The following is an 11,173-nucleotide window of genomic DNA, read 5'->3' on the forward strand; positions in this document are numbered from 1 at the left end:
ACACGTAGTATATATTAGTTACCTTTTTTGTTTTATAATTTTCTAATAACCATTAGATGAACTTCCAAAAATAGCTGCTGACCCAATAATTAAAATTAAGAGAATCCATAGTCCTATTCCAATTGCCATAAATATTAATTGCGCTTTTGCCCAATTGGCACGGTTACGATTTCCGTTATTATCAAATCCCCAAACAAATAACATCACAATGTTAACTAAAGGAATAAGCATAATAAGCAGAGTAACAATCCAATCCCCAACAGACATAACACTTTCTTTAGGGTTGCGCACTTCAAAACTTTCGTTAATTTTATTTTCCATAATGCAATTATTTTAAAATTAACACAAAGTTAAGGATATTTTTAATTCAACTATCCATTCTTAAGACTTAAAACCTCTTCATTTGTTAAAAATCTCCATTTACCGCGAGGCAAATTCCATTTGGTTAACTGACCATACATTACTCGATCTACTTTTAAAACATTGTAATCCAGTTTTTCAAATAATGCTCTAACTAATTTTACATTTGAAGCTTTAAGTTTAATACCTATTTCCGTTTTTGGTTGATTGTCAACATATGCTATCTCTTCAACAAAAACTCTACGTTCATCAATATATAGTCCTTTTTGTATTTTTTCTAAATCTTCGTACTTAAGATTTTTATCTAAAGAAACTTGATACATTTTTGAAGAACGTTGTTCTGGCGAGTTTAATTTTTGAAGTAAATTACTGTCATTAGTAAACAACATTAAACCTAAAGTACTTTTGTCCACGCGTCCTACTGGCGCTAAAGGGTACTTAGAAGCACCTTTGATTAGTGACAATACATTCTCAGCACTAATAACTTCTTCATTGATAGTAGAGAAACCTTTTGGTTTATTTAATAATACGTAAATTTTCTTTTCAGGAGTAATAACTGACCCATCAAAATTAACAACATCATTAGGTTTTACTTTATATCCTAGTTCAGTAACAACTTCTCCATTTACTTTAACATTACCAGAAACGATATAAATATCTGCTTCCCTTCTAGAACAAACTCCAGAATTACTGATATATTTATTTAAACGAATATCATCTGATTCGCTAACTTGTTTAGTAACTTTAGGCTTTTTGTCAAATGATTTATTCGATTTTACTTGGAACTTTTTCCCCTCTGCACCTTTTGCTAATGGCTTCTTTCTGTCATTATTCTTTCCTCCGCTCTTAGCAGGCTTATTGTTTTTCGAATTTGACTTACCGTGATTCATAATAAAAATATTTTTACAAAGATAGTTAAACTAAGTCTTTAATATATACTGATATAAAAAATTGCCTCTTAAAAAATTATAGAGAACTTTCAATTAGCGTTTTTCCACTAACTAAAACGCCAGGTTTTATTAATATAATAGAAAAAACACCTAATAATATAAGTAATTTCAAACTAATATGAAGTTGGTGGTATTGTAGTTGAGTTTCTGACTTCCAAAGTTTAATTAAAAAAATAATTAGCACAACTATACTAGTATAAAAGTAATAAGCCATATATCCTACAACATCTTCTTTAATAAGAATATAACTAGGTATTAGAGTTAATAAAACTAATAATGTTATAATTTGCTTTGCACGCTTTTCGCCAAAACGAACAGGAATTGTTTGATAATTATTGGCGAAGTCACCTTTAATATTTTCCATGTCCTTAATTGATTCACGTATCAAAATAATTAGATATAAAAAAGAGGCATGAACAAATATTGTTGTATAATAAAACTTAAAATACATCAGTATCCCAAAAAAAGGTAACATCACTAATAATGAAGCAGTTAAATTACCAACTAATGGATATTTCTTTAGTTTATGAGAATAGAACCATAAACTAAAAATATAGATTGAGAAAAATATAGCTGCTTCTAGCGAAATAGCAGAGCTAATACCAACTGCTAAAAAATTTAAAGCGAAATATACCCTAAGTTTAGTTGTTTGACTTACTAAACGATCCAACATAGACTTTACAGGTCTATTGATTAAATCCTTTTCTCTGTCGTAAAAATTATTGATTATGTAACCTCCTGCAATCGCAAGAGAAGAAGAAAAAATTATCAGAAAAAGTTTCCAATCAAGAATAACATCTAAAGCTCTTTTCTGAGGTGCAAATATGTAAATGGATGCCAAATACTGCGCTAATACAATTACAAAAATATTATAACCTCTCACAACAGAGAACAAGCTGAATATTTTAGCTAAGAGTATCTTATTTTTCCTAGACAACATTTAATCTTCTCGCTCTTTTTTAAATTCGCTATTGCGAAAGGTTATATATCTATTTCTTATTAGAATTGGTAAACAACTTCTAATTTATAATCTTTAAGTGATTCCTTTGCTTTTTCTATATCTGCTGTAAAACCTAAAATATAGCCTCCACCACCTGAACCGCATAATTTCAAATAATAATCATTACTCTCAATTCCCTTTTGCCATACAGAATGGAATTTCTCAGGAATCATAGGTTTAAAGTGGTTAAAAACAACTGAAGATAACTGCTTAGTATTGCTAAATAAAGACTTTATATCACCTTTCAAAAAGTTTTCAACACAAGCATCAGTATGTTTTACAAACTGCTCTTTTAAAACTTGACGAAAACCTTGATCTTTCAATTTCTCCATGAAAATAGTAATCATAGGAGCAGTTTCTCCAACAATACCACTATCTATTAAAAAGACAGCACCTTTTCCATCTACTCTTTGAGAAGGAATGCCAGTTGGCTCAATATTATCTTTTGAATTAATAAGGATTGGTAAACTTAAATAACTATTTAATGGATCTAAACCAGAACTAGTACCATGGAAAAAAGCTTCCATTTTTCCAAATATGCTTTTTAAAATAAGTAACTTATCTTTAGTAAGATTTTCAAGTACTGTAATCTTATTAACTGCATATTGATCATAAATAGCTGCTACTAAAGCACCACTACTACCTACGCCATACCCTTGCGGAATACTTGAATCAAAGAACAATCCTCTTTCAACATCCTCTTGTAATCTTTGAATATCAAATTGTACAAGATCTGATTCTGCTTCTTGCAAATCTATTAAATAAGCAACAAAGTTTCTTAGACTTTGATTTGACTTCAAGGCTACTCCTTCTAAGTTTTCTTCAACTTTAAGAGCTCCATTGTAAAAATTATAAGGGATAGATAATCCTTTGGAATCTTTTATAATTCCATATTCTCCGAAAAGAAGGATTTTTGAATAAAATAAAGGTCCTTTCATAGCGATAAAAGTAATTACAGCTGCAAAAATACATATTATATCTGCATGCCCGAATATTTCTTACTTATTTTTTATAAATATCTGTTTTTGAAACCATAAACACAATGTCTACATCCATTTTGACAGCATTGACCTTTCATTAAATGATATAGTTCTGTGAATACAAAATACTCATTCTCCATATAATAATGTACGCCTTCTATCATTTGACTTCGCTTCTTAGGAAACTCGTTATTAGACGCAAACTTTACCATCTCATCAAACTTTGTGAGGCAATTATTACATAGACATTTGTGAAAGCTCCTCGCTAAAAAAAGGCGAGTTGAATTTGAAATACTAATTTCCTTGCATTCACAATTATTTATATCATCTACGTTACAGATAATCTCACTTTTACAGTGAGTACAGACTTTTGACTTTGACATATTATCTCATTGTAGAAAAATTGTAAAACTTCATTTTTCCATTTCCTTCTATCTCTACCTGACGTTCAATTCTTTGCCCATTTGGTCTCTCTAATTCAAAAGTAAGGTGATTAATACCTTTCTGTAATGGAATGCGAGCATAATTTATTTTAGAAGGTAATGTTTGCCAATTTCGTGTATCCGCTTTCTCAGAAAACATATTAAAAAGTTGAACTCCAAAACCTAATCCCTCCAATAGAGCATTCGTATCCCCATTCTTACCACTAGATTTTGCTGCTGACTTTAATGCATATTCCGCGGACTTCTTCACCGCCATTCGCGTTAAGATTTTACCTAACTCTTTTGCCGCTCTTTCTTTTAAAGTAAGCACAGCTAAAGCATCAATATCTTCTATTGTCTCGAAATTAAACTTAGATTGTCCATTAACACTTACGGATGCAGAATAATAAGGTAATTCTTTTACTATATATTTAGGATAAGCGATATTCAAACTGTGAACGTCGTTAAAACTAGTTCCACCAGCAATCCCAAAATCAATAGGAATCATAATACCTAAAGCATTTGTAAAAAATAATCCACCACTTTCACCTTTTACAAGAGTAAACATTACATTCTCCTGTTCTTTTATAGGAGCCATACCATTTTCCCAAAACACAACTAATTCTCCACCATCACTAGGAGTATAGTCTTTGAAAGTCATTCCAAATTCTTTTTCGAATTGATGTAATTCACTTGTAAAGCCCATTTTATAGGCCATACGCATTACATCATATTTCAAATTAGCAGGCATTGAGACACCGTAGTATACACCACCATCTGCATTTTGATAAACTTCTACAGCATTACGATAAGCAATAAAAGCATCATTAAAATTACCATCATACTCATAAATAAGTCCTTGAAGTATTAAAGAGAAAGCATCCTTTGAATATCTTCCTTTCTTTTCATTGTACTTATCTCCTTGAGCATAATTCTGCAACGTAATCCTTCTTGCTTCAACTATCGCATCTTCCATTTGTCCTAAATACAAATAGTTTAATGCTTTGTAGTAATGAATCATAAATATTTCAAACTCCTCTCCCTTATAGTTTTGAGACATAGAATTCAAGAATAATCCCACTGCAACGTCACCAGTATTCTTCATCCCATTCTCAATCATTAAGTCAGCTTGATTGAAATATTTATTACTTTCAGCGTACTCACCTTTTAAATGTGCTATACGCCCCTTTTCCATAGCATATAATAATTTATTACGAGGCTTCTGAATCAAAGGGTTTTTATCCAAAGCTTTTTCAGCTTCTACATAATTAGCAGATCCCACTTTTTGATAATAATCCGTAATGCGATCGTGATAAGAAGCACATCCAAACACGAAAAACATCAGCACACAAAGCACTGATGTTTTTCGAAATATAGCTATGGCTTTTTGTGAAACCATGTATGTCTATTTAAGTTAGTTTTTAACGTATTTAGCAATTTTCTTATCACCAATCCAAACTACTTCTCCAGTTTGCATATTAGTTAACTCTAAATTTACTTGATAATAAACTACTTTTTTCTTTTTATGTGAATCTACAATTGAATTAATTGATCCTTGTAACATAAAATCTGCTCCGTTTTCAAGACCAAATTTTTTCATACTTGCTACTGAAGCATTCGTTTGTTGATCTGCACGTTCAGCTCTTAATTCTTCACGTTTTTTACCTCCTTGTACTAAACGTACTCTTTGTGATTGAATAAAAGCTTGCTCTACGTCTTTCACAAATGTTTCTGCTTCAATGTGCTCATGGCTTTTATTATAAACCATTCCTACAATAACAACAGGTTTCTTATTATCATTTTCATCTTGAAAAGTACCTATCCATGGACCATCTAATATTTGTCTAGTCATTTGTTGAGCAACTTCTCTAGAATCAGTATTATTCCATCTTCCACTAATATCAATAGTTTCATCTGTACTAACTCTTGTTACTTGACGCCCACAAGACGTTATAAATAATCCAGAAGCAGCTAATATAGCAGCTAATGCAATACGTTTAATTTGCATAATGTATCTCTTTTTACGTTTACTAAATTCTATTAATTAAATTGAGAAGAACCAATCTCCCGTTCTGTACCCTACTCTTGGCAACCAATTCCAATTCCAACCACTGTTATAATTGTTGTAATAACCATTGCCATAATATCCTCCATTATTATAAGGATAATAAGAACGACCATATTTTGCACGAGCCATTCTTTCTTCGTGACGGTATTGTTTTCTTAAAGCTTTACGTTCTAGCTTAGCTTCATACCAATCATAAGCTTTATAAGTATCTTGTACAGTAGTTCCTAATGTAGCAGTCAACGAATCTTTCACCGCCATATACTTATACATACTAACTTTATAGTTAGGGTTCTGATTTTCTACTAATTCTTGCGCAGAGGCACTCTGTACTATGAACAAAGTACTCAATGCTATTCCGAATAATGTTAATAACTTTTTCATGACATTACTTTTTTTAAATTCTTTACAGGCAATTAGCATACCATTAATTAAAGATACAAAAAATTATTTAATTCGCTCTGAACCAAAACCAACTTTATCTTCTATAAAATGCTTATTCTGACATAATTCCGCCAACTCTTGTCTCACAAATGTCAAGACAAAGTCATTGTCGCTTTTTGGGTACAACAAGTGGACATTTGCCCCAGCATCTAGTGTAAAACATACAGGTATTGAGGTTTTCTCTCTGAACTTCCATATACGTTCAATAATAGCAATAGTATTTGGCTTCATCAAAATAAAATAAGGCATTGAACTCATCATCATAGCATGCAATGTCAACGCTTCACTTTCTACTAACGCAATAAACTCTTGGATATTTCCCTCTATTAAAATATTTTTCAACCTAGACAAATTCTCATGCGCTTGTTCAAAACGACTTGCTGCATATGGGTGATTATGCATTAAATCATGTCCTACTGTGCTAGATACTTTCTTTTCACCTTTATCAACTAGTAGAATAACATCGTGATATTCTTTAAAATTTTGATGAACTTCGTATGGAAAAGAAACACCATATAAATCAGAACTTCCTTCAATATCTTTCTGTTCTCCCCATACTACAACACTTCCTGTTATACTTCGACATGCACTTCCAGAACCTAACCTCGCTAAAAAAGAAGCCTTTTGATCAAAATATTCGTCTGTCATCTCTGGATATAATGCTTTTTCCACAGACATAATATTTACAGCCATAGCAGCCATACCAGATGCAGAAGAAGCAATCCCCGAACTATGAGGAAAAGTATTTTCAGTATCTATCACAAAATGATAATTTTCAATATATGGGCAATATGGAAGAATACGCTCAAAAAACTTTTGCACTTTAGGCTTAAACTCTTCTTTTGGTTGCCCTTCAAACAATAAATCGAAGCTTATTCCCAAATCTGACTTTACTTTATATTGCAAAGTAGTAATCGTTTTACAATCACTTAATGTAAAACTCAAAGAAGGATTTGCAGGGATTTGATCCCCTTTTTTTCCCCAATATTTAACCAAAGCAATATTACTTGGAGAACTCCATGAAAATGCCCCTTGGACAACTTTAGTCAAATCTATCTTACGATCAAAAATAAAATCTTCAATTCTCATCTTGTGTATATTTGTTCTAACACAAAAATAACACCTTTTATTGATTACTCTTCATTATAAGAAATTTATTAACACTAAAGGTTATATCTATTTATAAAAATAACTTACAAATAGATGAACAAAAAAATCTTACACTAAGACTTTACTTCTTATTGTATTTTTTAATTACTTCCTCCATCCCTTTACGATACTGAACGCTAATATAGTTGTGACCTATTGGAGCACTAAACATAAACATAGGGTTATCTGGAAATTCATTAGAACTACGAAACAATATAAAATAACTTTTACAGGAATTCCCAGCATCAACCCATTCAGTAAACTTATAATAATCTGGTACAGAACGACGTTCTCTCACAACAATTAATATATCATATAATTCTGCCCAAGGTATTCTCTTTTCTTTTAATAAACTTCTATAAACAATACCTTCTTCATTAATTGTTACCTTTAAAAATAAATTTTTATACGCAAATACAATAAATAAAAACAACAATATAATAGAAGACACAATACCAAACACTGTACCTGTTTTAATAAAAAAAACTCCCATCCCTAATAAAGGTCCCAAACAAAATATTCCTAATAATATTCTACTGCTAATATTATAATAATTGTACTCCATCGTTCTAATTATCTATACTTATATCTTGTGCTACTATATAACTTGTTGTCCAGGCATTTTGAAAATTAAACCCTCCAGTAATTGCATCAATATTTAATACTTCACCTGCAAAATAAAGGTTAGAATACTTTTTACTTTGCATTGTTTTAAAATTCACTTCTTTCAAATCGATACCCCCTGCAGTTACAAACTCATCTTTAAAAGTACTTTTCCCATTGACATGGAATTCTGCCTCAGTTAATTGCTCAGATAAACTATTTAATTGTTTATTATTCAAATCTGCCCATTTCACATCTTCCCCTATTTCAGCAGCTAATACAATGCGTTCCCATAATCTATTAGGTAACTCAAATAAGCTTCTTTTAATAACATTCTTTTTAGCATGTTCTTTTTTTAATTCCTGTAACTCTTCTAACACTGAGTCTTTAGAAAATTGTGGTACCCAGTTCACAATAATGTAAAATTGATAATTCTTTTCTGCTAATGCACGAGCACCCCAGGCAGAAAGACGTAGTATTCCAGGACCACTCATCCCCCAATGCGTAATTAGTAAAGGACCTGAAGTTTCAAGTTTTGTTCCTTTTACTTTTACTTCTGCTGGAGTAGCAACTCCCATCAAGTCTTTAATTCGTTTATCCTTAATATTAAAAGTAAACAATGAAGGCACAGGAGGAACGATAGTGTGACCTATATCTTCCATCATGCTCCATATTTTCGGATTACTACCTGTAGTAATAACTAACTTTTTACATTGATATCCTCCTTGGGTAGTATCTAACTTCCACAAATCATCCTTTGCAAAAAAACCTTGCACACTGATACCAGTGAATACTTTAATCCCTAATTTATTTACCGCTTTCAAAAAACAGTCTATAATAGTTTGTGATGAATCTGATTCTGGAAACATCCTACCATCTTCTTCTATTTTAAGCGTCACTCCATGTTCTTCAAACCATGCAATAGTATCTCCAGAACAAAACTGATGAAATGGACCTAATAATTCTTTTTCTCCTCGTGGATAAAACTGAGTTAATTCTTTTGGATCAAAACAAGCGTGCGTTACATTACATCTTCCACCTCCAGAAATTCGCACTTTAGAAAGTACTTCTTTTCCTCTCTCTAAAATAGCTATACTTAATCTAGGATTGCGTTCAGCAATATTAATTGCTGTAAAAAAACCAGCGGCTCCACCTCCTACTATTATAACGTCGTAATTCATTTATTCTCAGTTTTAACTATTTACTATAAGACAAACTTTTTTTATTTTACACTAAAAAATTATCTTTACGCCACAAAGATACTTACTTACGATCGCATCTATATCATCGTTAAATTAAGAATATGAAAAAACTACCCTATTTAGCATTAATTATTTTGTTCTCAATGTGTAAGACTGCCTCACATATGTCTTCTTCAAAAAAAGACCTTACCATAGAAGAACGAATTGAAGAAATTAAAGAGGAAGATCGCCTTCCTGAAGAAAAAGATGTGATTGACCTACCTGACTATGCTCAAGTAAGAGACGATTTTAGATCTGTAACAGAAAAAACCAAAGAAACCTATCTTAAAGGAATGAAAGCTACAGAAGATCAATATTCAGTAGTAATACTTACTCAAGGATATAATGGAGAAAATATTACAGTCAAAAATGATAGTAAGACTTTTCTAAAATCTATGGTGATGACTGATCGTTCTACAGGAATAGCTAAATCCGTTCGTGTAGAAAACCTAAAGGACTTTACAATTGAAGACAGTTACACAAAAGGAGATCTTATAATTGAAAGTGATCATGCAAAAATGTTCAAATTCATTTATATAATGAAGAACAACAAAAACAAAGAAATTCCATTCAAAGTAACTTTCAGTAACACATTGAGACCTGTTCGTTAGTGGAAAAAAGAGATTTAATACTACACCTTATACAGAAAATGGCTCAATTCCTAAGAGCCATTTTCAATTCTCTTCCTCATAAACAATTTCATAGTATCCAAGAAGTAGAAGATTTTACTCTGTTTATAAAGGAGAACTCCTTACTAGACCTCGATTACCTTATTACATTACAATCTCAAAGTGAATTTATCAATGCTTTTAAAGATATTGATGGTATGAATATGGAGAACAAAGAACTGCTTGCTAATTTATTAACTGAGATGTATGTAAAAACAAAATCCTTGAACATATCTAAAAGCATTTTATATAAAGAGAAAGCACTTTGGCTATATATACACATAATGAATGAAACCAAATCTTTTAATTGGAATATCCAACAAAAGATAGCATTACTCAATCTATAATTTATTCTATAGCGACAATAATATTGTATACTCCTAATCTGTAAAAAAATCTTTATAATTCTACCTTTTCTTTTGCCCAAGAAAGTACTACAACTCCTTCTGAATAATTAGGACAAATCACATCCTTTTCTGCTAAATGGATTGCTCCAAAATTATAATCAAGTTCCAGATTATCAAATGCAATTTCACGTAATCTCCATTCTTTGTGATGAATTTCATAACGAAAAACTTTTTCTTTATCACATATATATAAACAATAACGCTCTGTCAACCACAACTGTAAAGGTGTTTTTTTCTGTACTACTTCACCAATTTCAAACTCAGCCTTAAGAAAAAATGATTTATCTTGATTCAAAGAATAGTAATATCCTTCTTCCCTTTTCATCATTGCTTTTTCATAAGGAAGACCAGACAAACCTTTCGCCACTTTTGCTGATAATGTTTTCCCAGCTTCTATATTTAAAAAATACACCCCAGATTTACCATTTACTTTTACATAGGTGCGAACATTAAGTTCTTCAAAATCTGAAATAAAACCTACCGAAGGCAAATGTCTAGGTCTAATCTTTTCCATAGTAAATGGAACTACAGATATATAATATTTACCATTTAAATCATCTAATTCTAGAGTACTTGGCACCAAAGCTCTTAAATCTTCATAATCTACTTCAAAATGAAGAAAAATGAGCCTATTCCACTCTTGATAATACACCCAATCTCCTTTAGGCATTCCCCAAGGTCTATGAGAAGTGTAAAACAAAGCATCTTTTATCTTATCCATGGCTAATTTTTTATGAAAGTTACGGAATTTAAGATAGTTATATTACTCTTTCATCTTTAAAAAAAATATAATCTTAAATCTCCAAAAACGCAATTCACGAAACAAACCAGAATATTATCTTTTCCATTTCGTTAATTAGGATTGATGTAGTTATTATTTCTTT

The 11,173-nt window shown here is 31.1% G+C and carries 14 protein-coding genes and 1 pseudogene; 2 read left to right on the forward strand and 13 right to left on the reverse strand.

Features of this window, described 5'->3' with window-relative positions; genetic code table 11:
* Positions 1 to 42: 42 nt before the first annotated feature.
* The 12 genes and pseudogenes from RH98_RS13400 to RH98_RS13445 all read right to left on the reverse strand — a co-directional run bounded on the left by RH98_RS13400 (position 43) and on the right by RH98_RS13445 (position 9,154).
* Positions 43 to 321, reverse strand: a complete 279-nt coding sequence (locus RH98_RS13400; RefSeq protein ID WP_010255852.1) for a hypothetical protein — start codon at positions 319 to 321, stop codon at positions 43 to 45.
* Between the two features lie 50 nt (positions 322 to 371).
* Positions 372 to 1,250 (reverse strand): pseudouridine synthase, encoded by an 879-nt coding sequence (locus tag RH98_RS13405; RefSeq protein WP_010255853.1) that lies wholly within the window; start codon positions 1,248 to 1,250, stop codon positions 372 to 374.
* A 76-nt stretch (positions 1,251 to 1,326) separates the two neighbouring features.
* Positions 1,327 to 2,250, reverse strand: coding sequence for a geranylgeranylglycerol-phosphate geranylgeranyltransferase (locus RH98_RS13410; protein WP_010255856.1), 924 nt, complete (start codon positions 2,248 to 2,250; stop codon positions 1,327 to 1,329).
* Positions 2,251 to 2,309: 59 nt separating this feature from the next.
* The gene (locus RH98_RS13415) at positions 2,310 to 3,248 is read right to left on the reverse strand and encodes a mevalonate kinase family protein (protein WP_010255858.1); all 939 of its coding nucleotides are present in this window, start codon (positions 3,246 to 3,248) and stop codon (positions 2,310 to 2,312) included.
* A 71-nt stretch (positions 3,249 to 3,319) separates the two neighbouring features.
* Entirely contained in the window at positions 3,320 to 3,502 is a 183-nt protein-coding gene (locus RH98_RS16105) for a C1orf53 family protein (RefSeq protein WP_010255859.1), read from the reverse strand.
* Between the two features lie 27 nt (positions 3,503 to 3,529).
* Positions 3,530 to 3,673, reverse strand: a pseudogene (locus RH98_RS16110) (cysteine-rich CWC family protein); the annotation flags it as partial.
* 1 nt (position 3,674) lies between these two features.
* Positions 3,675 to 5,111 (reverse strand): COG3014 family protein, encoded by a 1,437-nt coding sequence (locus RH98_RS13420; RefSeq protein ID WP_026038909.1) that lies wholly within the window; start codon positions 5,109 to 5,111, stop codon positions 3,675 to 3,677.
* 15 nt (positions 5,112 to 5,126) lie between these two features.
* Complete coding sequence (locus RH98_RS13425; RefSeq protein ID WP_010255864.1) at positions 5,127 to 5,720, reverse strand: penicillin-binding protein activator LpoB; 594 nt, start codon at positions 5,718 to 5,720, stop codon at positions 5,127 to 5,129.
* A gap of 36 nt (positions 5,721 to 5,756) precedes the next feature.
* Positions 5,757 to 6,161 carry a hypothetical protein gene (locus tag RH98_RS13430; protein ID WP_010255866.1) on the reverse strand — a complete coding sequence of 135 codons (405 nt, stop codon included), beginning with the start codon at positions 6,159 to 6,161 and terminating at the stop codon, positions 5,757 to 5,759.
* A gap of 63 nt (positions 6,162 to 6,224) precedes the next feature.
* The gene (locus RH98_RS13435) at positions 6,225 to 7,310 is read right to left on the reverse strand and encodes a diphosphomevalonate decarboxylase (RefSeq protein ID WP_010255869.1); all 1,086 of its coding nucleotides are present in this window, start codon (positions 7,308 to 7,310) and stop codon (positions 6,225 to 6,227) included.
* A 142-nt stretch (positions 7,311 to 7,452) separates the two neighbouring features.
* Complete coding sequence (locus RH98_RS13440) at positions 7,453 to 7,935, reverse strand: PH domain-containing protein (RefSeq protein WP_010255872.1); 483 nt, start codon at positions 7,933 to 7,935, stop codon at positions 7,453 to 7,455.
* 4 nt (positions 7,936 to 7,939) lie between these two features.
* Positions 7,940 to 9,154: a BaiN/RdsA family NAD(P)/FAD-dependent oxidoreductase gene (locus RH98_RS13445; RefSeq protein ID WP_010255874.1), complete on the reverse strand. Its 1,215-nt coding sequence runs from the start codon at positions 9,152 to 9,154 to the stop codon at positions 7,940 to 7,942.
* A 122-nt stretch (positions 9,155 to 9,276) separates the two neighbouring features.
* Here RH98_RS13445 and RH98_RS13450 point away from each other — a divergent pair, with 122 nt between their 5' ends.
* Both RH98_RS13450 and RH98_RS13455 read left to right on the forward strand, forming a co-directional pair.
* A complete protein-coding gene (locus RH98_RS13450; protein WP_010255876.1) occupies positions 9,277 to 9,825 on the forward strand; it encodes a hypothetical protein in 549 nt (182 codons plus the stop codon).
* 38 nt (positions 9,826 to 9,863) lie between these two features.
* Positions 9,864 to 10,229, forward strand: a complete 366-nt coding sequence (locus RH98_RS13455; RefSeq protein WP_050996161.1) for a hypothetical protein — start codon at positions 9,864 to 9,866, stop codon at positions 10,227 to 10,229.
* 52 nt (positions 10,230 to 10,281) lie between these two features.
* On the opposite strand, the gene RH98_RS13460 is transcribed toward RH98_RS13455, so the two are convergent.
* A complete protein-coding gene (locus tag RH98_RS13460) occupies positions 10,282 to 11,010 on the reverse strand; it encodes a YqjF family protein (protein WP_010255884.1) in 729 nt (242 codons plus the stop codon).
* Between the last annotated feature and the right edge of the window lie 163 nt (positions 11,011 to 11,173).

The sequence above is a fragment of the Myroides injenensis M09-0166 genome (genome assembly GCF_000246945.1).
In the GTDB taxonomy this organism is placed as follows: domain Bacteria; phylum Bacteroidota; class Bacteroidia; order Flavobacteriales; family Flavobacteriaceae; genus Flavobacterium; species Flavobacterium injenense.